Annotated in this window: 21 protein-coding genes; 9 read left to right on the top strand and 12 right to left on the bottom strand. The window is 65.4% G+C overall.

What is annotated here, in order from left to right; translation table 11 throughout:
- Nucleotides 1-40: 40 nt before the first annotated feature.
- From AB7849_RS14465 to pilG, 7 genes are all read right to left on the bottom strand, one after another.
- Nucleotides 41-532 (bottom strand): chemotaxis protein CheW, encoded by a 492-nt coding sequence (locus AB7849_RS14465; protein WP_008211322.1) that lies wholly within the window; start codon nucleotides 530-532, stop codon nucleotides 41-43.
- Nucleotides 529-2343, bottom strand: a complete 1815-nt coding sequence (locus tag AB7849_RS14460) for a chemotaxis protein CheB (protein ID WP_369501209.1) — start codon at nucleotides 2341-2343, stop codon at nucleotides 529-531. The genes AB7849_RS14465 and AB7849_RS14460 overlap by 4 nt, the downstream gene beginning before the upstream one ends.
- Nucleotides 2340-8507: an Hpt domain-containing protein gene (locus tag AB7849_RS14455; protein ID WP_369501208.1), complete on the bottom strand. Its 6168-nt coding sequence runs from the start codon at nucleotides 8505-8507 to the stop codon at nucleotides 2340-2342. The genes AB7849_RS14460 and AB7849_RS14455 overlap by 4 nt, the downstream gene beginning before the upstream one ends.
- A 72-nt stretch (nucleotides 8508-8579) precedes the next feature.
- On the bottom strand, nucleotides 8580-10619 hold the full coding sequence (locus AB7849_RS14450) for a methyl-accepting chemotaxis protein (RefSeq protein WP_092705030.1): 2040 nt from the start codon (nucleotides 10617-10619) through the stop codon (nucleotides 8580-8582).
- A gap of 122 nt (nucleotides 10620-10741) precedes the next feature.
- On the bottom strand, nucleotides 10742-11284 hold the full coding sequence (locus tag AB7849_RS14445) for a chemotaxis protein CheW (RefSeq protein WP_008212684.1): 543 nt from the start codon (nucleotides 11282-11284) through the stop codon (nucleotides 10742-10744).
- 7 nt (nucleotides 11285-11291) lie between these two features.
- Nucleotides 11292-11663, bottom strand: a complete 372-nt coding sequence (locus AB7849_RS14440; RefSeq protein ID WP_008212682.1) for a response regulator — start codon at nucleotides 11661-11663, stop codon at nucleotides 11292-11294.
- Nucleotides 11664-11695: 32 nt separating this feature from the next.
- A complete protein-coding gene (pilG, locus tag AB7849_RS14435; RefSeq protein WP_008212680.1) occupies nucleotides 11696-12052 on the bottom strand; it encodes a twitching motility response regulator PilG in 357 nt (118 codons plus the stop codon).
- Nucleotides 12053-12399: 347 nt separating this feature from the next.
- Here pilG and gshB point away from each other — a divergent pair, with 347 nt between their 5' ends.
- Both gshB and AB7849_RS14425 read left to right on the top strand, forming a co-directional pair.
- Nucleotides 12400-13362: a glutathione synthase gene (gene gshB / locus AB7849_RS14430; RefSeq protein ID WP_092705031.1), complete on the top strand. Its 963-nt coding sequence runs from the start codon at nucleotides 12400-12402 to the stop codon at nucleotides 13360-13362.
- A complete protein-coding gene (locus AB7849_RS14425; protein ID WP_008212679.1) occupies nucleotides 13359-14222 on the top strand; it encodes an energy transducer TonB in 864 nt (287 codons plus the stop codon). Before gshB ends, AB7849_RS14425 begins: the two co-directional genes overlap by 4 nt.
- 56 nt (nucleotides 14223-14278) lie before the next feature.
- On the opposite strand, the gene AB7849_RS14420 is transcribed toward AB7849_RS14425, so the two are convergent.
- From AB7849_RS14420 to AB7849_RS14410, 3 genes are read right to left on the bottom strand one after another with little or no spacing between them, the layout of a single operon-like run.
- Nucleotides 14279-14710, bottom strand: a complete 432-nt coding sequence (locus AB7849_RS14420) for an alpha/beta fold hydrolase (protein ID WP_202799648.1) — start codon at nucleotides 14708-14710, stop codon at nucleotides 14279-14281.
- A gap of 24 nt (nucleotides 14711-14734) precedes the next feature.
- Nucleotides 14735-15250, bottom strand: coding sequence for an alpha/beta fold hydrolase (locus AB7849_RS14415; protein WP_202799647.1), 516 nt, complete (start codon nucleotides 15248-15250; stop codon nucleotides 14735-14737).
- A 58-nt stretch (nucleotides 15251-15308) separates the two neighbouring features.
- Nucleotides 15309-15866: a TetR/AcrR family transcriptional regulator gene (locus tag AB7849_RS14410; RefSeq protein ID WP_369501207.1), complete on the bottom strand. Its 558-nt coding sequence runs from the start codon at nucleotides 15864-15866 to the stop codon at nucleotides 15309-15311.
- A gap of 308 nt (nucleotides 15867-16174) precedes the next feature.
- Between AB7849_RS14410 and AB7849_RS14405 the strand changes: the two genes are divergently transcribed.
- The 5 genes from AB7849_RS14405 to AB7849_RS14385 all read left to right on the top strand — a co-directional run bounded on the left by AB7849_RS14405 (nucleotide 16175) and on the right by AB7849_RS14385 (nucleotide 20587).
- Nucleotides 16175-16744 (top strand): YqgE/AlgH family protein, encoded by a 570-nt coding sequence (locus AB7849_RS14405; RefSeq protein WP_008212674.1) that lies wholly within the window; start codon nucleotides 16175-16177, stop codon nucleotides 16742-16744.
- The gene (ruvX, locus tag AB7849_RS14400) at nucleotides 16741-17199 is read left to right on the top strand and encodes a Holliday junction resolvase RuvX (protein WP_008212672.1); all 459 of its coding nucleotides are present in this window, start codon (nucleotides 16741-16743) and stop codon (nucleotides 17197-17199) included. The genes AB7849_RS14405 and ruvX overlap by 4 nt, the downstream gene beginning before the upstream one ends.
- On the top strand, nucleotides 17196-18122 hold the full coding sequence (locus tag AB7849_RS14395; RefSeq protein ID WP_008212670.1) for an aspartate carbamoyltransferase catalytic subunit: 927 nt from the start codon (nucleotides 17196-17198) through the stop codon (nucleotides 18120-18122). Before ruvX ends, AB7849_RS14395 begins: the two co-directional genes overlap by 4 nt.
- A gap of 89 nt (nucleotides 18123-18211) precedes the next feature.
- Nucleotides 18212-19975: a hypothetical protein gene (locus AB7849_RS14390; protein WP_008212668.1), complete on the top strand. Its 1764-nt coding sequence runs from the start codon at nucleotides 18212-18214 to the stop codon at nucleotides 19973-19975.
- A 234-nt stretch (nucleotides 19976-20209) separates the two neighbouring features.
- Nucleotides 20210-20587, top strand: coding sequence for a BON domain-containing protein (locus tag AB7849_RS14385; RefSeq protein ID WP_008212664.1), 378 nt, complete (start codon nucleotides 20210-20212; stop codon nucleotides 20585-20587).
- 125 nt (nucleotides 20588-20712) lie between these two features.
- Here AB7849_RS14385 and AB7849_RS14380 read toward each other — a convergent pair whose 3' ends face one another.
- Nucleotides 20713-21879 carry a PilT/PilU family type 4a pilus ATPase gene (locus AB7849_RS14380; RefSeq protein WP_008212662.1) on the bottom strand — a complete coding sequence of 389 codons (1167 nt, stop codon included), beginning with the start codon at nucleotides 21877-21879 and terminating at the stop codon, nucleotides 20713-20715.
- A 158-nt stretch (nucleotides 21880-22037) separates the two neighbouring features.
- Nucleotides 22038-23075 carry a type IV pilus twitching motility protein PilT gene (locus AB7849_RS14375; protein ID WP_008212660.1) on the bottom strand — a complete coding sequence of 346 codons (1038 nt, stop codon included), beginning with the start codon at nucleotides 23073-23075 and terminating at the stop codon, nucleotides 22038-22040.
- A 576-nt stretch (nucleotides 23076-23651) separates the two neighbouring features.
- Between AB7849_RS14375 and proC the strand changes: the two genes are divergently transcribed.
- Together proC and AB7849_RS14365 are read left to right on the top strand one after the other, a co-directional pair.
- Entirely contained in the window at nucleotides 23652-24479 is an 828-nt protein-coding gene (proC, locus tag AB7849_RS14370; RefSeq protein ID WP_369501206.1) for a pyrroline-5-carboxylate reductase, read from the top strand.
- Nucleotides 24476-25051 (top strand): YggT family protein, encoded by a 576-nt coding sequence (locus tag AB7849_RS14365; RefSeq protein ID WP_369501205.1) that lies wholly within the window; start codon nucleotides 24476-24478, stop codon nucleotides 25049-25051. Before proC ends, AB7849_RS14365 begins: the two co-directional genes overlap by 4 nt.
- Nucleotides 25052-25549 lie beyond the last annotated feature (498 nt).

Here is a 25549-nt window from a genome sequence, read left to right as displayed (position 1 = left end):
GTGCAAAGGACGGCAACAGTCACCCGCCGCCGGATCGGCTTCAGGCAGCGCCGGCTTCTTCATCCAGATCCAGCAAGCGGGCCAGTTCGGCCTCGATGCCTTCCAGATCCGGGATCACCGCCACGTCGTCGCGCACCAGCACCTGGGCCTTGACGCCCGGCGGCAAGGCATTGCCGTCATGGGTGGGGATGATCAGCTCGGCATTCAGCGTGGTCAGTCGCGGGAAGCCCTGGGTGACCACGGCCACGAACGGCATGCGCGAGTTGCCGCCCAACGCCTTGAGCACGGCCACGCGCACGGCCAGATCGGCATCGCCTTCCTTCGCACCGGCAAGCCTGGTGAAGGCCACCAGCGGCACGCGCCAGCCGCGCCAGGCGATACGGCCCAGCAACCAGTCCGGCGCGCCCTCGACCGTCTCGGGCGTGGGCATCGTGATCACTTCGGCCACGGTGGCATTGGGCAGCAACAGACGCAGGTTGCCCACCGGGACCAGCACGCAGCGGATTTCGCGCGGCAGTTCTTGTTCGCTCATTGCCGACCTTCCATCTGGAACTCTTCGACCAGGTGCACCGCCAGCTCGTGCGGCGTACCGGAAAATTGCGACAGGTGCTCGGCCATGACGCCGCTGACCATGTCGGCGAAATGCTCACCGGACGAGGCTTCCACCCAGACCTTGCCGCCGCGGTCATGAATGGCCTGACAGCCGCCTACCGCATCGGTGGAACTGCCGGCGAACACGATGGCCACCGCATCGCGGCCGAATACGCTGGCCGCCATGGTGAAACTCACGTCGATCGACGGCGCCGAAGTGGACGCCCCGCCGATCGGCTGCAATTCGATGCTGCCGTCGCGCAACAGGCGCACTTGCTGGTCGGACGGCACCACCAGCACTTCGCCGATCCGCGCGCGCAAGCCGGGCTCCACCAGCCGCACCGGCAACGCACAATGCTGCGCGAGGTATTCCACCAGCCCATCCGCCGGTTTGCCGGCCAGGTGCTGGGTATGCAGCACGGTGACGCGCAATCCGGCCGGCAATGCGGACAGGAAGCGGCACACCGATTCGGTGCCTTCGGTGGTGGCACCGAGCACGACCAGGCGGCTCAGTGCACTGCCCAGGTCATCCAGCATGAATTCATTCGGCTCGTAGTGTTGCGGCGCGATGGCTTCCTCGATGGAGAGCAGCTCCAGGCTGAGGCCCGGCTCCATCGGCGAAACCTCCAGGCCCTCGTCTGCATCGGGTGCCAGGAAATCGGCCGCACTGACCTTTTCGATGCCGAAATCGGAGGCGTCATGACGGACCGGGGCCTCGGCTTCGGGCGCGGTAGTGACCGCCGCATCCTGGTCCAGCAAATCCCACGCCGGAGCCGCCGGAGCGGTCACGTCGGCATGCTTCGATGCCGAGGCCAACGGCGGCGCATCGTCGTCATTCGCCAGCAGCGAAAGATGGTCGAGATCGAATGTCGGCGCCGCCGGCTTCGCCTCGGCGTGCCCGGCCGGTGACTCGGAGGCATCGGCGAAAGCCAGCTCCGGCCCGGCCGCTACCGCCTGATCGGAAGCGGCATCGGAAACGACCGGCTGCGCATCGCCATGGTCAGCCAACGGCGCGGAAAAGTCGCCGTCATAAAGCGGTGGCAATGTCGCATCCGCATCAAACGCGTTGTCGGCACCGGTATCGGCCGACTCGGAATCCTGCTGTTCATCGGCAGCGAGCAAGGCTTCGAGCTCGGCTGCCAGGGTTTCCGACTCGGCGACCGTATGCTGCGACTCCGTGTCGTCGGAGACCGCGGCCGGCGACGGCAACGGCGGCGGCATGGCGACCGCCTCGGCCACCGATTCGGCAGCAGCCGGCGACGATTCGACAGCTTCCGCCGCGATCGGCGGTGGCATCACCTCAACCGCGGAGTCGGCAGCGGGAACCGCCGCCGCTTCGGAGGCCACGGCCTCCGTCCCCATGGTCTGGATATCCACCTGGCGCGCATGTTCGGGACGCGGCGGATCGATATCCCCCTCGGCCATGACCTTGACCGCGAGATGCCGCGCCCAGCGTGCGCGGTCCCAGCCGTCGAGACCCCGACTGGCCTGGGCATCGTTGAAAACCACCCGCGGCCGGTCACCATCGAGCATGCCGTAGAGCCGGTCGAGCGCCTCGTCATCGGCCTCGTCATCGAGGTTGACCACCACCACGCTGGCGCCTGCGTCGAGCAGGCGCGCATGATCGAGATCGGCCAGCGTCCCCTCGTGCACGATGCGCGCGCCGCGTTCGCTCAGCGCAGCCCGTAGTTGGCCGCCCAGCTCGGCATCATCGAACAACAGGGCGACGGCAGTACGGGTTGAATCGTTCATTGACCGGCCTCCATGGCCCGTTGTTCCATCATTTCGCCGATTTGCGCGAGCAGTTCCGCTTCCTGGTACGGCTTGCCGAGATAACGTTCGACGCCGATGTCGAAGGCGCGCTGGCGATGCTTTTCGCCAGTACGCGAGGTGATCATGATGATCGGCACCTGGCGCAGGCGCGGATCGGCCTTCATGTGAGTGGCCAGCTCGTAGCCGTCCATCCGCGGCATCTCGATATCGAGCAGCATCAGGTCGGGCACGCGTTCGGCCAGCTTCTCCAGTGCGTCGACGCCGTCCTTCGCAGTGACCACCTCGTACTCGTGGCGTTCCAGCACGCGACCGGTGACCTTGCGCATGGTGATCGAGTCATCCACCACCATCACCAGCGGCAGTGCGCGGACATCCTCGATGGCCGGCATCTGCACCACGTCGAGGCCTTCGGCAAGACGCTGTTCGCGACGGCCGATGCCATGGCGAACCAGCGGCGCCAGGTCGAGAATGACCAGCACCGAACCGTCGCCCATGATGGTGGCACCAAGGATGCCCGGTACCGAGCTGACCTGCGGACCGACCGACTTGACCACGATTTCGCGCGAACCGATCACCTCGTCGATGCGAATCGCCGCACGCAGGTCGCCCGAACGGGTCAGCAGCAGCGGCAGCTGTTCCTCGTCGCCGAAGTGCGGCACCGGCTGGCCCAGCAATTCGGCCAGGTCGTGGATGCCGTATTCCTCGTTGTTGTACTCGAAGGAGGGATCGTGCCCGGCCATGCGCCGGACCAGCTCGTCCGGGTTGATCCGCGCCACACCCTGCACCGAGGTCATCGGGATGGCGAAGTTGGACTCGCCGATGCGCACCAGGATGGCCTGGGTCACCGCCAGCGTGAACGGCAGGCGCAACACGAAGGTCGTGCCCTTGCCCTGCTGCGAATCGATCGCCAGCGAACCGCCGAGCTGCTTGATCTCGTTGGCCACCACGTCCATGCCCACGCCGCGACCGGCCAACTGGGTCACCTTGTCGACGGTGGAGAAGCCGGTCTGCGTGATCAGGCCCAGCAACTGTTCGTCACCGGGCTTGGCATCTGCGGAGAGCAGGCCACGCTCGACCGCGCGCTGGCGGATCGCTTCGCGATCGAGGCCACGACCATCGTCGCTCACGCGCACCACTACCTCGGTGGCTTCGCGCGCCACGCGGATGCGGACCGCACCTTCCGCCGATTTGCCCGCCTTGCGACGCTCGTCGGGTGACTCGATGCCGTGGGCCACCGCGTTGCGCAGCATGTGCTCGAACGGCGCCTTGATGCGATCGAGCAGGTTGCGGTCCATTTCGCCGTGGGCGCCTTCGACGTGGAGCTGGGCACTCTTGCCCTGCTCCTGCGCGGCCTGGCGCAAGGTACGACGAAGATTCGGCACCATCGTGTCGAACGGCAGCATGCGCGTGCGCAGCAAGCCTTCCTGCAGCTCCGAACTCACGCGCGACTGCTGAATCAGCAGCGTTTCGGCCTGACGGGTCAGTTCATCGAGCATGCTCTGGATGGACACCAAGTCGGATACCGACTCGGCCAGCGCACGCGAGTACTGCTGCAACTGCGAGAAACGATCCAGCTCGAGCGGGTCGAACGTGGCCATGCCGGCCTCGCGATGCTCGTGCTGGTAACGCGCGATGATCTGCGCCTCGGTTTCGATTTCCAGCATGCGCAGCTGACTGCGCAGACGCTGCACGGTCTGGTCCAGTTCGACCAGGTTGAAACGGTAACCGGACACCTGCTGTTCCAGGCGCGAGCGGTAGATGGCCACCTCGCCGGCATGGTTCACCAGGTTGTCGAGCAGTTCCGCGCGAACGCGGATCTGTTCCTGCTGCGTGCCGGGGAAGAACTCTTCGGGCGCGCTTTCGTCGGGCAGCAACGAAGGCAGTTCCGCCGCCGGCGCAGCATGAGCCGCCGAGCCGGTCGCTTCGCCGGCTTCCGTGGCGACCGGCGCCTTGCCGGTCCAGGCCAGCAGGTGATCGATCATCGCCTGCGGATAGACGATCGGATGACCGTGGGTCACGCGCTGAACCAGGTCATGCAGCCGGTCGAACGCAACCTCAAGCGTGGCAATCAGCAGCGGTACCTGCGGGGAACCCGCTTCGGGCGGATGCTCGAGCACGGTTTCGATGGCGTGTGCCAGATCGCCGACCGGTGCCAGGCCAGAGATTCGCGCACCACCCTTGAGCGTGTGCAGGTCGCGCAGCAGGCTCGCCACGTGGGCGGACTCGTCGGGCTCGACGCGCCACTGTGCCAGCACCGCATCGGACTGATCGAGGATCTCGTGCGCTTCCTCGCCGAACACTTCCAGCAGATCGGGATCGATTTCGCCAAAGCTGATCTCCGGACCGGTTTCCGCCGGTACCACGACCCGGGCGGTCACGACCGGAGCGGCCGGCACGGCAGACGGCTCGGCCGGAACCGCGGCGGGTTCGACCGGCGCGTGCTCGTGTTCGGCCTCCGTCGGAGCGGTCGTTGCGGACGGCTCCGTGATGTCCGAGGCCACGTCGGCGACATCGTCGACCGGCTCAGGCTCGGATGCCACTTCCTCGACAGGCTTCGCCGCATCGGAATCGACGGTTTCGGCGGCGGCAACCACGGGCTCGTGGATGCCGTGATGCACGGCTTCGGATGGCTCGGCTTCCGCGGCGATCTCGTCCGGCGCGGAGGGCACCTCCGCCGCCACGGCGGATTCGTCGACCACCGTTGCCTCATCCGCTGGTGCGGAAATTTCCGCAGCGGCGTCAGTCAGCTCGCCGGCATCGGCTGCCTCGACATCGCGGGCCTCGACCGGGGTTTCCGCATCTGCTGTCGCTTCATCGTGCGCTTCGCCTTCGCCCGCATGCGCGTCGAATGCCTCCAGCGCCGGCGTCGACGCGGCGCCGTGGCCCGCAGGCTCCAGCACTTCGTCCAGACTGGCCAGCAACGCCGCAAAATCCTCGTCATCGGCATCTTTCGACTGCGCGGCAGGCGATGCCGGCAACGGCTCGGCGGTGTCGATATCGAACCCGGCCAAGGCCGCTTCGAGATCGGCGGCATGATCGTCGTAATCGGACTCGTCGTCTCGCACCGGTTCGTGCGATTCCGGCGCTTCCGGCCCGGCCTGCACCGTGTCGACGGCCGCGATCTCATCGTCCTGTGGCTCGAACACCACGTGCGCCACCTGCGGCTCCGGCTCCTGGTCGCGCAATTCGGCGAGACGTGCGGTCAACGCGTCGGCATCCGGCAATTGCGGCTGCGCGGCATCGAACTGCGCCATGACCTGGTCGACCACATCGGCGCTGCGGCCGAGCAGGGGCACGCCCTCGGTGGATAGCGGATGACCCGCGCCACGCAGACGCTTGAGCAGGCTTTCCAGCGGTGACAGCAGGCGCGTCAGCAACGGAATGTCGACCATCGCGATGGCGCCGTGCAAGGTATGCACCGCACGCAACAGGCCATCGTCCACCACCAGCTCGCCATCGACACGGGCCACGGCCGTACGGATGGTCTGCAGGTACTGGGCCACTTCGCTGCGCAGGATTTCCAGCAACACGGGATCCACCGGCGGCAATACCGGGCCCGGCAGTGTCTCGTCGGCCGAGGATGCCGACGCTGGCTCCGGCGCGGCCTCGACCCCGGCCAGGCTGGCCGCGGGAATGGCGTTGGCGGCGATCTGCGCACGCGGCACGCGGCGCTTCACCATGCGGCGCACGGTGTGCATCGCGCCCACGAGTTCCTCGACGCGAGCGGTGTCCTGGCCCTTGCCCAGGCGCTCGGCGGTTTCCATGATCGCGCTGAACGGTGCATCCGGCGTGCCGTTGCCTTCAAGCGCCGTCAGCAACTGCGGCAATGCGGCGATGGCATGACGCACCAGTGCCTGCACGCCTTCGTGCGGCTGGATGCTGCCATCCAGCACGCGGTTGAGCATGTCCTCCACCTTCCAAGAGAACTCGCCCAGCACGCGGGCGCCGACCAGGCGACCGGAACCCTTGAGGGTGTGGAACGAACGCCGGATCGGCGTCAGCGACGCCAATCGTTCGGGATCGGCCAACCAGGCTTTCTCGCCTGCCTGCAAATTGGTGATCTCTTCCTGCATTTCCTCCAGGAAGATCTCGCGGATCTCGTCGTCGATGCCATCGGTACCCGCCTGGAAGCCGGCATCGGCAGCCAGCGGATCCACGGCAGGTGCCTGCTCGACGACCTCTTCCTCGATTTCGACCCAGTCGTCGACTTCGCCACTCTCGTCACCGGCCGACGCGGGCGGCGCCAAGGCTTCGGTTTCGACCAGGTGCAAGCCGCCGACATCGTGCGCAGCAGCCGGCGGCATGTCGTTGTCGCCGATGAAAAGTGCGCTGGAGTCCTGCCCGTGGGCAAGACTGACCGTCTCGGAAAGAGCCGGTTCCGTCGTCACCGGCGCGGCCACCGGGACCACCTCCGCCGCTTCGCTCGCGGCACGGGCGGCCGGCGGAGGCCAGTAACCCAGCTCGCCGAGACCATGCTCGGCCACGTCGAGGATGTGTTCGAGGCCGCCGCGATGCTCGCGCGCGGCTTCGAGGTAATACTCCAGCGCCGCCAGCGCATCGGCCAGCTGGTCCATCTGCACGCTGGTTGGCACGCACTTGTCGGCCAGCAACTCATTGCCGATGAAACGGCCGATGCCTTCGGCGATCTGGCCCGGGCGCGGCGAGGACAACATGCGCATGGCGCCTGCCACCTCGTCCATCAGGGCGGGGGCATCGGCCAGCTGGACATGCTGCCAGCCCGACTCGACGAAGGCCACGATGGCGTCCTTCACCTTGCCGGTGTTGGCGATGGCCTCGTGCATCAAGGTCGCCAGGATGTGCCGGGCTTCGCTGCGTGGCAGCAACGTGGCCGGCGCTTCCTCGGCCTGGCCACCTTCGGCGCCAAGGCTTTCGATGTGATCGTCCAGCGAGGCTTCGACGTAGAGCAGCGCACCGGCCACGTCGAGCAGGGTCTCCTCGTCGGCCGGGCGGACGCGATTGGCGATATCGGCCAACACGCGACGCTGCTCGGTCACCACGCGACGCGGCACGGCCAGCGCCAGCATGCCGAGCGTATCGCCCACGCGGTCGAGCACTTCGGTCTGTTCGGCCAGACGTGCCGGATCGGCATCCTGCTGGCGCAGGAACAGGTCGAGCGCATCCTTCACACGCAGCAGGTCGTCCTTCAACGCGCGCGATACGGAGTCGAGCAAGGCGCGGTTGTGGCCAGCCATCGAGCCTCGCGCGTGTTCCAGTTCGCCAGCATCGGGCAGCAGGCCTTCGAGGCCATACGTCTGCGCCAGCAAGGTCATCTGCGGACTGCGCTGCTTGGCCTGGGCCACGATGTACAACAGCTTGCGGGCCAGGTCGTCGGCATCGCTGTCGCGCAGGCTTTCCTCGCCGTGTTCGATCAGCTGGCGAATGCTGCGGTCGACCTTGCCGATCAACTGCCGCACTTCGGCGGCATGGCTCTTCAGCACGCCCTGGTCGAGGCCTTCGAGCACGCCTGCGGCGATCCACCAGAGACGGCGACCGGGAACCGTGGCGCAACGCGCGGCAATGGCGTGCAGCGTGTTGCGCATGCCGGCCAGTTGCTGCTGCGTGCCCTGTCCACGAAACCAGGCCAGCAACTGCTGCTGGAAGCGCAGACGCAGTTCGGCGATCTCGCCACGATGCTGCGCGGCGTCTCCGCTACTGGCGGCCGGGGCTTGTGGCGGCAGCGGCGCATCCAGATTCGGGGTGAACAGCGCCGATTCGCTCAGTGCCTCCTGCTCGCGGCTGGCGCGCAGTTCGTTGAGCAATGGCAGCAGCACCACCGGAACGTCACGGTGCCCGCTGGACAGGCGCTCCAGATAATCGGGCAACTGCATCAGGCCGCGCATCAGCGCGGCATACGCTTCCTCGCGCTGGGCGACATGTTCCTCGAGCAGCGAGATGGCAAGCGTCTCCATCTCCTCGGCGACCATCGCCGCGCCATACAGCTCGACCATGCGCAGGGTGCCCTGCACCTGGTGCAGGCTGTCCGCGCACGAGCGCATGACGTCGCGGTCGCCCGGATTGTCGACGTAGGCTTCCAGCGCCTGGCGGGCAACCCCCAGCGTCTCGTCGAGCTCGGGCTTGACCCACTGCAGCGTGGTGAAATTGATGTTGTCTTGAAGTCTCATGCGCCCCTCACAGCGGTTGCGCAACAGCGCATCGCGCAACCGTCGAGGTTGCCCCCTGTCGTGTGACTGTCATCAGCCCGGTAGCTTGAAGTGGGCCACCGAACGCCGCAGGTCGCTCGCCAGCTGGGCCAGGTAGCCGATCGACTCGGCCGTCTGGCTCGCGCCCTGCGAGGTTTGCGAGGTAATTTCCTGAATCGCGTTCATCGATTGCGAAATGTCGGTCGCCGCCGCGGACTGCTGACGCGCCGCGGTGGAGATGTTCTGAATCAGCGACGACAGATCGTGCGACACGCGCTCGATGTCACCCAGTGCGCTGCCGGCATCCTCCGCCTTGCGTGCACCGGCGACCACCTCGGCGGTGGTCTGTTCCATCGAGTTCACCGCTTCGTTGGTATCGGACTGAATGGTCTGCACCAGCGTTTCGATTCGCTTGGTCGCGCTGGCCGAGCGTTCGGCCAGTCGCTGCACTTCGTCCGCCACCACCGCGAAACCGCGACCCGCCTCACCGGCCGAAGCCGCCTGGATGGCCGCGTTCAGGGCGAGGATGTTGGTCTGCTCGGCAATGTCGTTGATCAGTTCCACGATCGAGCCGATCTCCTGCGAGGATTCGCCCAGTCGCTTGATGCGCTTGGAGGTTTCCTGGATCTGGTCGCGGATGGAGTCCATCCCCGAGATCGTCTCGCGCACCACGCCGGCACCGTGCGAAGCGATTTTCACCGAGCGCTCGGCCACGTCGGCCGACTCGGCGGAATCCTTCGACACGTTATCCATCGAGCTGGCGATCTGGTTGATCGCGCTGGTGGCCGTGCTGATCCGCTGTGCCTGCTGCTGTGCCGCGTCGGCCAGGTGGCGCGCGGTGGTCTGCGTTTCCTGCGCCGACGAGGACACCTGCTCGGAGGTCTCGTTGATCGTGGTCACCAGGGTGCGCAGCTCGTCGATGGCGTAGTTCACCGAGTCGGCGATGGCGCCGGTGATGTCCTCCGACACCGTGGTCTTCACGGTCAGGTCGCCTTCGGCCAGCGAACCCATTTCGTCCAGCAGGCGCATGATCGCCTCCTGGTTGCGCTGGTTCAGCTCGGCACTGCTGGCGAAACGGCGGCGCTGATCACTCACCAGCGAGATCACCAGCAGCAGTGCGAAGAGCACCGCGGCCACGGCACCGATGACACCCCACCACACGTTCGGGAAGATCCGGCGCACTGGCAGCTTGCTGATCTGGTCGGCCAGGTCATTGGCGCGCAGCAGCACGTTCTGCGAGTCCAGCGAAGCCTGGTTGCCTGCGCTCTTCACCTCGGCGAGATTGGTGCCTGCGGCAACCAGCTTGGACAGCGGGTCGCCCAGCTTGCCCCAGCTGTCCTGCATGCCATCGAGAATCTTGCGCGCATTGGCGTCCTTGATCTCCTTGATGCCGATGCTGGAGTTGCCTTCCTGCAGGCCCTTCAGCACTTCGCCGTAGGACTGCGCGTCGCGCGCCAGGCCGTCGGCGGCCGCCTGCTCGGAGTCGCCGCCCTGCAGCACCTCCTGCACGCGACGAATGATACGGTCAGCCAGCAACATCTGGCGCGACGTACCAAGCATCTGGTCGGGGCTGCCCTTGCGCTGCTGCAGGATGTTGACCACCTGCTCCATTTCGGAGTTGAGCAACGGCAACTGCTTGGAAAGATCGTCGGCGCGCTGATTGGAGTCGAGCACCACGGCCTTGTTGGACAGGATCTTGCCGATGTCGCCATCGAGCTTTTTCCATGCCCCGGCCAGTTTGTCGACCGCGCGGCCCGCCGCCGTGGCCGCCTGGCCCGACTTGTCCGAATACGGGTGCATGCCGCTCTTGGGGTCGCCCTTGACCAGCCGCTGCACGGCCGAGTCGATGGCGTCACGCGTACCTTCCAGCTCGGCGAACGAGCCGGCATTGCCGCCCGACGATTCGATGGCGTATTTCGCGGTCTGCTGCGAAAGCACCTGGATCTGCGTGGTCAGCGCAATGGCCTGCCGATCCTCGTTGTTCTTCACGTTGAGGAAGTAGAAATCCAGTGCCGCGAAACCGATCGCCGCGACCAGCAAGACAATGAGGAAGGTATACCCCCTCTCCTTGCCGACGCCCCCTGTTGTGCTCATGTGCTTCACCTCACCCGTCTACAACGACATGCCACGCAAGACCTTCCGCGTCGGCCCGGGGCCATGCTGCCCCTTCATTTTCCGGCCACGGAAGGCACCGGCCATGTGATCTTTGCCCGCCGTCAGGCCGCCGCCTGGCGGAAATCCGGGGCACGTACCAATTTGTTCATGCTGAGCAGCGTGAATTGCTGTTCGCCCACGGCCACCTTGTCATCCGCGAAGCGCGACAGGCGTGGGTCTTCCTCATGCTCGGCATGGCTGCGCTGCTCGGCATCCACGGTGCGCTGGCCGAAGACCTCGTCGACCAGCAGCGCCACGTTGCCACCGCCCTGGCGCACCACCAGCAAGCGGGTGCGCTCGGACATCGTGGTGCGCTCACCGAACAGGAACCGCCCCAGGTCGACCACCGGCACCAGGTTGCCGCGCACGTTGGCCACGCCAAGCAGCCACGGCAGCGTGCCCGGCACCGGGGTAAGCCCCGGCACGGCGAGCAGTTCGTTGATCTCGTCGATCGCGCTGACGAAGGTGCGATCGCCCGCGCGGTAACCGATGCCGCGCCACAGCCCCGGAGCCTCCAGGTTTTCCGGCGTATCGGAGGCGTGCGCCAGCGACAGTCGCTCGTAGCGGGCCAGGATCTCGAACGGAGAGTGGGCAGCGTTGGTCATGATCGCCTCATGCCGCGTTCGGCAACAGATCGTTGATGCATGCCAGCAGGTCCTTCTCGTTCACCGGCTTGGTGATGAAGGCCTTGGCACCCTGGCGCATGCCCCAGACGCGATCGGTCTCCATCGACTTGGTGCTGATCATCACGATCGGCACGTTCGCAGTGACCGGGTCGCGGCTGAGCGTGCGAGTGGCCTGGAAACCGTTCATGCCGGGCATGATCACGTCCATGATCACCAGGTCGGGCTGTTCGGCGCGCACGCGTTCGATGCCTTCCTCGGCGGTACCCACGGACTGGACGGCATGACCCGCCCGCTCGAGCAGCGTGGTGAACACGCGAACGTCGGTGGGTGAGTCATCGATGATGAGGATATTGGCCACAGGTCCCCCTTCAGACGCTGCAGTCACTGGCTTCAAACCGTGCTGACATGGCGGTGGATGGCACCAAGCAGCTCGTCACGAGTGAACGGCTTGGTGAGATATTGCTCGGCACCGACGATGCGGCCGCGGGCCTTGTCGAACAGGCCGTCCTTCGAGCTCAGCATGATGACCGGCGTGGCTCGAAACTGCGGGTTGTTCTTGATCAGCGCGCAGGTCTGATAGCCATCGAGTCGCGGCATCATGATGTCGACGAAGATGATGACGGGCCGCTGGTCGGAAATCTTCGCCAGTGCCTCGAAGCCATCGACGGCGGTAAGCACGTCGCAGCCTTCCTTTTTCAGCAAGGTCTCTGCCGTGCGGCGGATGGTCTTGGAGTCATCGATCACCATGACTTTCAGACCGGCCAGGCCGTTATTGCCTACGTTCAAGTTCACTCATTCCCCCCTGCGACCTGCCCCAGGCTCAGGTGCGGCGCAAGACTCCGGCCAGAGGCCGTCAGCTTGCGCAGATAAAAAACGGATTGCAAAAACCCTATCGTGCGCCCGTGCCGTGCCGGAACGCCTCCAAGCCTTGCTGTTTACTGCCTGACCGTCCATCCGTCAAGGATCAATTCAGCTTGGGTGCCATTGTCCGGGCTTCGCACCTGCCTGCGCAACACCTTGCCGCACAAGGATCAACTCGGCGACCATCAGCAGTCGGCGACACCCGCTTGGCACACCCTTCACCGGAGTACACGATGGCCCTTTCGATCGCGATGCTGATGGACCCCATCGGCGCCATCAAGCTGGCCAAGGACACCAGTTTCGCCATGTTGCTGGAAGCCCAGCGCCGTGGTCACGCCCTGTTCTACATGGAACAGGGCGACCTGGCCCTGCGCGACGGCGTGCCGTTCGCACGCCTTGCGCCACTCACCGTGAAGGACGACCCCGCCGGCTGGTTCACCTTGGGCGAACGGAAGTGGCGCGACCTGCGCGAGATGGACGTGCTGCTGCAGCGCAAGGACCCGCCGGTGGATGCCCAGTTCATCTACGACACGATGGTGCTGGAAGCGGCCCAGCGCGGCGGCGTGAACGTGGTCAACGACCCGCGCGCCCTGCGCGACTGCAACGAGAAGCTGTTCGCGCTGCAGTTCCCGCAATGCATCGCGCCGACCCTGGTCTCGCGTGACGCCGGCGAGTTGCGCCGCTTCGTGGCCGAACACGGCGAGGCCGTGCTGAAGCCGCTGGACGGCATGGGCGGGCGCGGCATCTTCCGCGTGAAAGCCGGCGACAGCAACCTCAACTCGATGCTGGAAACCCTGCTGGCCGGCGGCCCGCATGGCGAAGGGCGCCAACTCACCATCGCCCAGAAATTCATCCCGCAGATCAGCGCAGGCGACAAACGCATCCTGCTGATCGACGGCGAACCGGTGCCCTACGCGCTGGCCCGCATTCCGCAGGGCGACGAATTCCGCGGCAACCTCGCCGCCGGTGGCCGCGGCGAGGGCGTGCCGCTGTCCGAGCGTGATCGCTGGATCGCCGCCCAGGTGGCACCGGAACTGCGTCGACGCGGACTGCGTTTCGTCGGTCTGGACGTAATCGGCGACTACCTGACCGAGATCAACGTCACATCCCCGACCTGCGTCCGCGAACTGGACGCGCAGTTCGGGCTTAATATCGCCGGTCTGCTGTTCGACGCCATCGAGAAAGCTCCAGCGTGAGTACTGCCGTTCCCCGCTCCAACGCCGACCCGATCGGCGCCACGATCCTGTTTTCGCTGCTGCTGCATGGCGTGCTGCTGCTGGGCCTTACGTTCCACTTCGCCAAGCCCAAGCCCGGCTTGCCGACGATGGACGTCACGCTGATGAACGTGGCTAATCAGCAGGCGCCGGACAAAGCGGACTTCCTCGCCCAGGCCAACAACAGCGGCGGCGGCAACAGCGCCAAGGCGGCACGTCCGTCGGAGCTGTTCTCCGGCCTGCTACCCAAGCCCGACCCCGGTACTGCACCACGGCCGGTGAGCGCCAGCACGCCCAAGCCGCAACCGGCCACGCCGCAGCGCATGCTGACCACCAGCGGCCACGGCGATTTCACCGTGGACAGCGACAACGCCCATCCCGAACGCGACACGCCGGACACCGCCAGCGCCGATGACGCCCGCCTGCAGCAGGAAATGGCCCAGCTGGCTGCCGAAGTACGCAACCAGACCGAGGCCTACGCCAAGCGCCCGCACAAGAAATTCATCTCGGCCAATACCCGGGAATACGCCTACGCTGCCTACATGCGTGGCTGGGTCGATCGCATCCAGCGCGTCGGCAACCTGAACTACCCGGACGAAGCGCGCCGGCGCAACCTGCATGGCGACCTGGAACTGACCGTAGGCCTGAACCGCGACGGCAGCATCCATAGCATCGACGTGATCCGCAGCTCCGGCCACGCGCTGCTGGACAAGGCCGCCGAAAACATCGTGCGGCTGTCCGCCCCCTTCCCGCCACTGCCGCACGACAAGCACCGGGTCGACATCCTCTACATCACCCGCACCTGGCAATTTCTGCCCGGCAACGTGCTGCGCAACCGCTGAGAATACGTCAACGAGGCAAGAGCGCAGACTCTGCCGCGGCGAGCCCCTGGACGATGTCAATCCGCGCCTGCGCCCTCGGCGATATCCTCGCGGAAAAAAGCGGCAAGTTCGGATGTGACTGCGGCGGGTTGTTCTTCCGGTAGAAAATGTCCGCAATCTGCAAGGGTGACGCCACGAACATTATCAGCGAAGGCTTTTAGCGGCGTAGCCATGTCCGGAATGGATCCCTGATCGGAACCCAGCGTCAACACGGGCATGGCAAGCTTTCCCATTGCGGCAAAAGCCCGGTTCTGACGTGCAGATTCCGGCGCCGACCGATAGTAAGCCAAGCCGGAACGCAAACCACCCGACAACACCAATGCACGCAAGTACTCATCCACATCCTCATCCGAAAAAACGGATGGGTCGGCAGCCTTTCGACGCAGGAACCAGGCCAGATATTCACGCTCGTGACCCGCGATCAGCAATTCCGGCAAATCCGGAATCACGTGAAAGGCGAAATGCCAGGTTCGCTATGCCAGTTCCGGAGCAATCGGTAATGCATCCGGCAGCGTCACACCAGGAATGCCTGCATCAAGAAGCGCCAATCTTCGAACTCCCGTGCCGTATTGCCGGGCAAAGGAATAGGCAACCCACGCCCCCACATCATGCGCCGCCAGAACATGGCGTTCGATACCGAGCCGTTGCAGCAGGCTGTGCAATTTTGTCGCGAGCGACCCGGTGTCGTAACCATCGCCAGGGCGATCGGAATCGCCTTGCCCGGGTAGATCAACCACCACGACATCATGCGTTATCGCCAAGCCTGGCATGACCTTCCGCCACGCGTACCAGCTTTGTGGAAACCCCGCCAGAAGAACCACGGTCTCGCCGCCTGGCCGGCCTCCCCGAACGTAATGCAGCCTGATGCCTTCAACGGTTGCAAAGTGATGCGCAAAACCATGTGGTACCGCATGAAAGCCGAATGAGGACGTCGGCGCAGCCATCCGCGCGTCCGCAACGGGCCGCATGTCATTTGACTGATCGTGCATGGGATATACCTCTTGGAATAATTTGGAAATATTTATTTCCAAATAGTGCAAAAAAATTTCAGTCGAGTACCTTCATGGCCAACTCGACAAGAGCGTTCATGTCATCGCGCGACCTGCCGGTTTTGCCGACAACCCGCATACCCTGCAAAATGCAAAGCATCAGGCCGGCAGACGCACCACTGTCGATGGCAGCATTGATCGACCCATCCACCTGCCCCTCCCGGATGGTCCGGACAAGCAGTTGCTCGGTGCGGGCATGCGCAGCCTTCACCTGCCGCGCAGTGGCGGCATCCATGGTCGCCAATTCGATCGTGCTGCCAGCCACCAGACAGCCTCGCATTCCTTCAGCTCCGGAGGACGCATTCGCGTAAAGGCCAAGCAGGCTCTTGAGCTTGTCACGCCCATTGCCACCGTTCTGGAATGCAAGGCGCCGAAGTGCATCACCTTCCTCGACATAGCGATCAAAAGCCGCCAGAAAAAGTCCGCGCTTGTCCTTGAACGCCTTGTAGATGCTGCCCGCGGCAAGTCCCGTCGCCAGAGAGAGATCAGCTATCGAGGTTGCGTTGTAGCCTCGCTCGCGGAAGATCCGGACGGCTCCGTCGAGCACCGTAGCCACGTCGAATTCCCGTGGCCGCCCGCGACCACGGGGGCCTCGATCCTTCGGAGATGGGTTGGAAGTACGCATGTCCTATTTTGGAATTATTTATTTCCAAAATCAACATGCCATCGCCTTTTGCCCGAGCCCATTCAGGCAAAAGGCCCCGAGAGCCCGGCGGACACGCCATCCCGACCACGCACGACAACGCGCATGCACGTACACCGACTGCCGATGCGCAAAGTCGCCCGTCCGGCACGCCAGGGAAATCTCGGCATGCACACGGAATACACGGCGACGAGACAGGCGCCAGCGCTTACAATGGCGGCATGAGCGAACGCCGTTCTTCCACCCTCGCCGGGCATTTCCTGATCGCCATGCCCGGGCTTACCGATCCACCGTTTTCGCGTGGCGTGGCGCTGTTGTGCCAGCACGACGAGGATGGCGCGATCGGCCTGCTGGTGAACCAGTTGTCCGAATTCCGCCTCGGCGACGTGCTGGCGCAGATGAAACTGGGTTGTGAAGACCCGGAACTGGCCGACGCACCGGTCCTGATCGGTGGCCCGGTGCAGCAGGAGCGCGGCTTCGTGCTGCATCGCGAACCCGGTCACTGGGAAGCCAGCTACCGCATCAACGACGCGTGGTCGGTGACCACTTCGCGCGACATCCTGGTCGCGCTTGCCGCCGGTGAAGGCCCGCGGCAGGTACTCATGGCCCTGGGCTATGCGGGTTGGAGCGCCGGCCAGCTCGAACAGGAAGTGCTCGACAACGCCTGGCTCACCGCCGAAGCCAGCGAACGGGTGGTTTTCGATACCCCGCTGGAAGAACGCTGGAGCGCCGCCGCCGGCCTGGTCGGCGTCGACCCGCTGCAGTTGCCCGGCTACGCGGGCCACGCATGAGCTGCGCCTTCGGCTTCGATGTCGGCAGCAAACTGATCGGCGTGGCCGTGGGCAACAGCTTCACCGCCAGCGCTCGCGGCCTGTCCGTGCTGGCCATGCGCGAGGACCAGCCCGACTGGCCCGCCCTCGACGACCTGCGCGCGCAATGGCTGCCCGACACGCTGGTGGTCGGCCTGCCATTGACCCTGGATGGCGCCGAGCAACCCGCCAGCCACCGCGCCCGCCGCTTTGCCGAACGACTGCACGCACGCTACGAACTGCCCGTGCTGCTGGTCGACGAGCGCCACAGCTCGCAGGAGGCCGCGCAACGCTTTGCCCGTGCCCGCGCTGCCGGCCTCAAGCGCCGGCGCGATGCCGCGCAGATCGATGCCGAAGCCGCCGCCGTCATCCTCGAACGATGGCTGACAGGCGCCCCCGCCCTCTCCTCTTCTTCCGCCACCGCCGCCCCGCCATGACCGCACGCCTGCGCCACCTCACCACCCTGGAAAACCTGCCGCGCGCCACCATCGAGCACCTGCTCGATCGTGCCATCGCCATGCGCGATGCCTGTGCGCACGGCACCCGCAAGCTGGACGTGCTGGCCGGACGCACCGTGCTGAACCTGTTCTTCGAACCCTCCACGCGCACGCGCACCTCGTTCGAACTGGCCGCGCGGCGACTCGGCGCCGACGTGGTGAACTTCGACATCGGCTTCTCCTCCACCGCCAAGGGCGAGGCGCTGTACGACACGCTGCACACGCTGGAAGCCATGCATCTGGACGCGATCATCGTGCGCCACAAGGTGTCCGGCACGCCCGAGGAACTGGTGCGCCACGCGATGAGTGGCGTGTCGGTGATCAACGCCGGCGACGGCAATCGCGCGCATCCCACCCAGGGCCTGCTCGACGTCTTGACCATCCGCCAGCACCGCCCGGACTTCGACAATCTCGTGGTGACCATCTGCGGCGACATTCGTCATTCGCGCGTGGCGCGCTCGGACGTGCATGCACTGACCGCGCTGGGCACGAAGGAAATTCGCCTGTGTGGCCCCGCCGCACTGCTGCCCGAGGCGGAGGAATTCCCCCAGTGCCGCTTCATCACGGATTTCGACGACGCCATTCAAGGTGCCGACGTGGCGATCATGTTGCGCCTGCAGAAAGAGCGCATGGCCGCGACCGAACTGCCTGACGAGGCCGCCTACTTCCGCCAGTACGGCCTCGACTGCAAGCGCCTGGCGCGTGCCGCGAAGGGCTGCCTGGTGATGCATCCCGGCCCGCTCAACCGCGGCATCGAGATCGCTTCGGACGTGGCCGACGGCGCACAGTCGCGGATCCTCGAACAAGTCGCCAATGGCGTGTTCGTGCGCATGGCGGTGCTGGGCGAAGTCCTGGCGCGCTGACGCTTTCAGGAGGTGCCAACACGGGCCTCCACCGCCGCAGGAAGCGGCGCATAATGGCGGCTGCAACACCACCAAACCTGGGGATAACCATGCGATTGACGACGCGCGTGTTCGCGCTGGCGCTAGCCGGCGCGCTGCTGGCTGGCTGCGGACACAAGGACAAGAATGCACCACTGGCGTTCGTGCCGGCGGACACGCCGTACGTCGCGGCCAATCTGAAGCCCATCAGCGACGACGCACGCCAGGCCATGCTGGCCCAGGCGGACCTGCAACTGCCCGCGCAACTGGCCCAGATCAACGACGCGGCCGATCGGGTGGCATCGCAGAACCCCGCCGCTGCCCGCCTGCTGCATGCGCTGGCCGCTTCCTTCAAGGGCAACACCGTCGAGGGTTTCGCGCACGACGCCGGCGTCGACCTGAAGGGCCGTTTTGCGTTCTACGGCCTGGGCCTGTCGCCGGTGCTGCGTCTCGAACTGAGCGACCCGAAAGCCTTCGATGGCTTCGTCACCCGCTTCGAAACGGCCTATGGCAAACCCTTCGGCAACGCCAGCGTGGGTGGCCAGAGTTATCGCAAGGCGGTGTCCGCCGAAACCCATACCGAACTGGTGGTCGCCACAGTCGACAAGCAGGGCGTGATTGCGCTGCTGCCCGCCGACGTGTCGCCCTCGATGCTGCGCGAAGCGCTGGGGCTGGATCGTCCCGCGCACAGCCTGCAGGACAGCGATGCGCTGGCCGACCTGGCCAAGGCCAAGGGTTATCAACCGTGGCTGATCGGCAAGCTGAACGTGCAACGCCTGTTGCCCCTGATCGCCAGTGGCAAGGACCCCCTGTTCACCACCCTGTTCACCGCAGGTGCCGAACGTGAGTCGGCGAAAACCGGCGAGCCGCTGGCCAACCTCACGAAGATCCCGCCGAGCTGCCCGGCCGATGCGGCACGCATCGCCGCGCGCGTGCCGCAACTGAGTTTCGGCTATACCCGGCTCGACGCCAGGCACCAGGATTCGCGTCTCGACGTCTCGCTGGCCAGCGACATCACCCAGGCTTTCGACGGCCTCAAGGTGAACCTCCCGGGCCTTGGCGAGGATGCCAGCGCACCGTTCGACCTGAGCCTGGCGCTGCCCATGCTCGAAGTCCGCGATTTCTGGCAGGCGCAGGCCGACGCGGTGGCTGCCAAGCCGTTCGCCTGCCCCGCGCTGGCCGATCTCAATGCCGGCTTCGGCAAGCTCGGCCTGATCCTGCAGAAGGCCGCCACGCCGCCAGTCGGCGACCTGATCGGTCTGCACCTGGCGCTGGACGAGTTCAGCTTCGCTCCCGGCGCCCCCCTGCCGAAAATCAGCGGTCGCCTGCTGCTGGCCACGCGCAACCCGGCCGGGCTACTGGGCATGGGCCAGATGGCGTTGCCGGCACTGGGCCAGGTGCGCGTACCCAATACCGGCGTACCCGCTCCGCTGCCGGCGAACCTCACTACCGCGCTGGGCGAACCGGCATGGGCCGCGATGAACGATCACGCGCTGGCGGTGGCCGTGGGCGCGGGTGAGGATGGCAAGCTGGCCAGCATGCTCAACGCTCCCGTTGGCGATGCCGGACGCCTGATGCGCATGCACTTCAATGGCGACATGTATGTTGCGTGGATCAAGGCGATGGCGCAGAAGATCGACGCGATGGCCGACCAGCAAGCCGCCATGGCCGCACAGGGCGCCCAGCCGGGCACCGTCACGCCTGATCGGATGGCGGGACTGAAAGCCCGTTTCGCTGCACTGGAGGCCCAGGCCGCCCATGTGGACAGCGCGAGCGCCGAAGTCCACATGGACAGCCAGGGCCTGGTGATCAGCAATCACCTGACGCTGAAGTGATCCGATTGCGGGCCGGCGCTGCGAGGCACGATCGTGTTCTCGCAACGCCGGCCGTAACAGCCAGCCAACATCCCGGCGACACCTGTTTCATCATCGTAATCGCCCCCTGAACCGGGGCCCGGCGCAGTCGCGCAAAGTTCACGAATGGCCTGCTTTCCTGTGTCCCACGCAATCGCCACGTCGACTGCGCTCTGTCCAACCCGACAGATTCCGATGCCACAAGGAGACACATCCATGCTTACGACTCATTCGTTCCGCAAGCGCCTGCTGGTGGCAGGTCTGGTCACCGCCTTCGCCGCCATTCCGATGGCCCAGGCCGCTGCCCAGGGCAGCCCCGCGCAACAGGCCATGAGCCAATCCGAGAGCAACCGGACCGTGCCGGACAAGGTGGCCGACACCTGGATCACCACCAAGGTGAAATCCGAATTCGCCGCCTCCAAGCACGTCAAGGCCACCGACATTTCGGTGAGCACCACCGACGGCGTGGTCACCCTGACGGGTACCGTGGCCACGGCCAGGGAGAAGAACAAGGCGATCCACATTGCCCACAAGATCAAGGGCGTGAAAAGCGTCAACGCCAGCGGTCTCACGGTGGGCAGCACCAAGTCCTGACGTGACAGGGGACGATCAGCCGACGGCCGAAGCGGGTCTTCGCCGAGGTCGCGGATGATTGAAGATCGCCCCGACGAAAAAGGAGCCGAACGGCTCCTTTTTCGTTTCCGCGTGTGTCACCGTGCTCAACGCTGCAACAGGCCACCATTCATGCCGCGGCCTTCGCGCGTCTCCTCCACTTCCACGCCCTCCAGCCCCTGCGACAGGGTATGCGCGTCGCCGCCCTGGGCCAGCTTGATGCGCAGGCGCACCTCGTTGGAACTGTCGGCGTGGCGCAACGCGTCTTCGTAGCTGATCTCGCCGGCGTGGTACAGCTCGACCAGGCTCTGGTCGAAAGTCTTCATGCCCAGGTTGGTGGATTCCTTCATCACTTCCTTGAGCTTGTGGATATCGCCCTGGCGGATGTAATCCTGCACCAGCGGTGTGCCCAGCATCACTTCCATCGCCACCCGACGCGCCTTGCCGTCCGGGGTGGGGATCAACTGCTGCGCGACGATGCCCTTGAGGTTCAGCGACAGGTCCATGAACAGCTGCTGGCGCCGATCCTCGGTGAAGAAGTGCAGGATGCGATCGATCGCCTGGTTGGCGTTGTTCGCGTGCAGGGTGCACAGGCACAGATGGCCGGTTTCGGCGAAGTTGATCGCGTATTCCATCGTCTCGCGCGTGCGCACCTCGCCGATCAGGATCACGTCGGGCGCCTGGCGCAAGGTGTTCTTCAGCGCGTTCTCCCAACTGTCGGTGTCGATGCCGACCTCGCGCTGGGTGATGATGCAGCCCTCGTGCTTGTGCACGTACTCGATCGGATCCTCGATGGTGATGATGTGGCCGGTCGAATTGGCATTCCGATAGCCGATCATCGACGCCAGCGAGGTGGATTTGCCGGTGCCGGTGGCGCCCACGAACATGATGATGCCGCGCTTGGTCATCGCCAGCTGCTTGATTACCTGCGGCAGGCCCAGCTCGTCGATCGAGGGGATCTTCGACTCGATCCGGCGCAGCACCATGCCCACGCAGTTGCGCTGGTAGAAACACGACACGCGGAAACGGCCCACGCCCTGCGCCGAAATCGCGAACTGGCATTCGTGGGTCTTCTCGAACTCCTCGCGCTGGCCCGGCGTCATGATGTTGACCACCATGTCGCGCGACTGCTGCGCCGACAACGGGCTTTGCGTGATCGGCACAACGCGGCCCTGCACCTTGATCGACGGCGCCACACCCGCCGTGATGAACAGGTCCGAGGCCTTCTTGTGCACCATCAGCTTCAGGAAGGAGGTGAAATCGAAATCGCTCATGGGAAACCTCCGGCCACGAGGGCGCGGTGTGAGTGACGCAGGTGCCGGCACCCGACGTCACGTAATGTCATGCGTTCAGATCACGCTGCGGATCGCGATGCCGCGGGCAACCACCCGGCGCACCGGGCCATGTCCACGCTATTCACCGCAAGCCGCCATCACTTGAAGATGTCCTTGTTCTTGGCATAGCTCTGCGCCTGCTGGCGCGCGATCACGCCGCGCTTCACCAGGTCCTGCAGGTTCTGGTCCAGCGTCTGCATGCCGTATTGCTGGCCGGTCTGGATCGACGAATACATCTGCGCCACCTTGTCCTCGCGGATCAGGTTGCGGATGGCGGGAATGCCCACCATGATCTCGTGCGCCGCCATGCGGCCGCCACCCACCTTCTTCAGCAGGGTCTGCGAGATCACCGCGCGCAGCGACTCGGACAGCATCGAGCGCACCATCGGCTTTTCGCCGGCGGGGAACACGTCGATGATGCGGTCGATGGTCTTGGCGGCCGACGAGGTATGCAGCGTGCCAAACACCAGATGGCCGGTCTCGGCGGCGGTCAGCGCCAGCCGGATGGTTTCCAGGTCGCGCAACTCGCCCACCAGGATGAAATCCGGATCCTCGCGCAACGCCGAGCGCAAGGCTTCGTTGAAGCCGTGCGTGTCGCGATGCACCTCGCGCTGGTTGACCAGGCACTTCTGCGAGGTATGCACGAATTCGATCGGGTCCTCGATCGTCAGCAAGTGGCCGTATTCGGTCTTGTTGATGTGGTCGACCATCGCCGCCAGCGTGGTGGACTTGCCCGAGCCGGTCGGCCCGGTCACCAGGATCAGGCCCTGCGGCTGTTCGATCAGTTCACGGAAGATCTTCGGCGCACCCAGGTCCTCCAGCGACAGCACCTCGGACGGAATGGTACGGAACACCGCACCCGCACCGCGGTTCTGGTTGAACGCGTTGACGCGGAAGCGCGCCAGGCCGGAGATCTCGAACGAGAAATCGGTCTCCAGGAATTCCTCGAAGTCGCGGCGCTGCTTGTCCGACATGATGTCGTAGATCAGCGAGTGCACCTGCTTGTGTTCCAGCGCCGGGATGTTGATGCGACGCACGTCGCCATCCACGCGGATCATCGGCGGCAGGCCCGCGGACAAATGCAAGTCCGAAGCCTTGTTCTTCACCGAGAAGGCAAGCAGTTCGGCAATATCCATCGGAAATCCCCCTGAAACCGGTCGTCAGATACGAATGGGCGCCGCACGACGATGGAAGATCCCGCGGACACCTCGCATCGCGTCGCGATGCCAATCACAGTCCGGCCGAAGCCCCCCGGTTCCCCTTGCAGCCGAGCCGATACTACTCGCGGCGGCGCCCGCCCGACCAGTCTTTCATGGCCAGGTGAACCAAACTGTGGCCGCGGTCTGCGTAACCCGTCACCAAACAACCCACGGGCCGCCGAAGGAAGGTCCGATCACTCGGCGTTTGCCCGTCATTCCTGCGCAGGCAGGAATCCAGTGACTTTGCTTTCAATCGGCCTATAGACACTGGATCCCAGCTCGACCGGCCCTTCGGCCGTTGAAAAGCGCCTCGCTGGGATGACGAGCAAAATCAGACCTACCCTGAGCAGCCTGCCGGGCTTGAGTGGTCGAGGCGAAGAGCTTCACAACAGCGAAGCTGGTCAAATCTGGCGGTGCGAAGACAATTTTTCGGCGGTTCGCAGCCAGACCGGTCCAAGTCCGACAGGCCCCTGGGGTAAGGTATGCCACTGGCTTTCCCGAGGACACATCCCCATGACTCGAATCGCATTCATCGGTGGCGGCAACATGGCGCGCAGCCTGATCGGCGGCCTGCTGAAAACCGGAGTCGCCGCCGCCGACATCCGCATCGCCGAGCCGCAGGCCGAGGCGCGCGAAGCCCTCGCCCGCGACTTCGGCGTGACCACCTTCGCCGACAACGCGCTCGCCATCCATGATGCCGACGTCGTCCTGCTGGCGGTGAAGCCGCAGGTCATGCCGGCGATCCGCGAAGGATTGCGCGATACCCTGCAGCGCCAGCGTCCGCTGCTGATCTCGATCGCCGCCGGCGTGCGCCTGGACCAGCTCGAACGCTGGTTCGGCAACCTGCCGATCGTGCGCTGCATGCCCAACACCCCGGCGCTGATCGGCGCCGGCGCCACCGGGCTGTGCGCCAACGCGCGGGTCAGTGCACCGCAACGCGCGCAGGCGCAGCACATCCTCGACGCCGCCGGGCTCACCCGCTGGATCGACGACGAAGCGTTGATGGATACCGTCACCGGGCTGTCCGGCTCGGGCCCGGCCTACTTCTTCGCGCTGGTCGAGGCGCTGGAAGATGCCGCCACCGCGCAGGGCCTGCCGCGCGATACCGCCCGCGCGCTGGCCGTGCAGACCTGCCTCGGTGCCGGCCGCATGCTGGCCGAAAGCGGCGAGGCCCCGGGCGAACTGCGCCGCCGCGTCACCTCGCCCAACGGCACCACCCAGGCCGCGCTGGAAAGCTTCGCCGCCGACGGCCTGCCGCGCATCGCCGCCCGCGCCGTCGCCGCCGCCACGCAACGTGGCGGTGAACTCGCCGCCGCCCTTGACGCATCGAGCTCATCATGAGTTACCTGCTCAACGCCCTCGTCCTGCTGATCACGCTGGCCTTCGATGCCGTGGTCGTGCTGTTCCTGGTGCGCCTGGCCGCCGAAGCCGGTCGCGCGGACTTCCGCAATCCGCTCAGCCAGTTCGTCTACCGCACCACCAACCCGGTGCTGGCGCCGATCCGCCGCGTGCTGCCGAACTGGCGGCGGATCAACCTCGCCGCCGTGCTGGTCGCGTGGCTGCTGATGCTGCTGAAGCGGCTGGTGCTGTTCGCGCTGATCGGCTTCATGCCGCACATCGCCGGGCTGCTGGTGCTGGCGCTGGCCGACCTGCTCGACTTCGTGCTGATGTTCTACCTGATCCTGGTCTTCGTCTGGTCGCTGCTCAGCATGCTGTCGAATGACCCGCACCAGCCGCTGCAACACCTGCTCGGCGCCATCGTCGAACCGCTGCTGCGCCCGCTGCGCGGCCGGCTGGTATTCGGCATGATGGATTTCGGCCCCGCCGCGGCGATGATCGTGCTGCTGCTGGGACGGATTCTGCTGGCCGCGCCGTTGCTGGATCTGGGGACGCGGTTGGCGATGGGTAGCTGAAGGTCTTCGTGCTTGGACGGAGAAGCCTGACTGCTCCGTCATTCCTTTTCTACCGGCATTGTCCCTGACACCTTTTTTCCTAAATAACAGGACAGTTGTGATGCCGTTACCGGGACGATTGTCATGGAAATCAATAGTAGCGTGGAGCGTTGTTGCGCTGGTGGCCGCCGCACTCATGGTCGATGCAGCCAAGCAGCCCACATCGCCGCCGTCACGACCGCAGCCGGCAGTTGTTGTGTCCGATTACTTTACGCCGATGGCCGGCGGCATGAGTGGGGGCTGCGCCACCGGCGGCGTAGTGGCCACGGTGCGCTTGAATAACGGTCAGATTGTCCGCGCGGCAACATACCAATACGGTTACGGCATGGTTCATGATGGCGCGCTTGTCACGGTGCAAAAGTTCCGGGTGCTCTGCGGACCGGCACGCTACACGATCTTGCACGGCGGTCCACCAAACGTTCGTGCTGAGCGTAGCTCGCGTCAGCGAGCGCACACGGC

The sequence above is a fragment of the Rhodanobacter sp. FW021-MT20 genome, from assembly GCF_041107475.1.
GTDB lineage: Bacteria > Pseudomonadota > Gammaproteobacteria > Xanthomonadales > Rhodanobacteraceae > Rhodanobacter_A > Rhodanobacter_A glycinis.
Note: the sequence above shows the minus strand (reverse complement) of the source record. Positions and strands in the feature narration are given on the sequence as shown.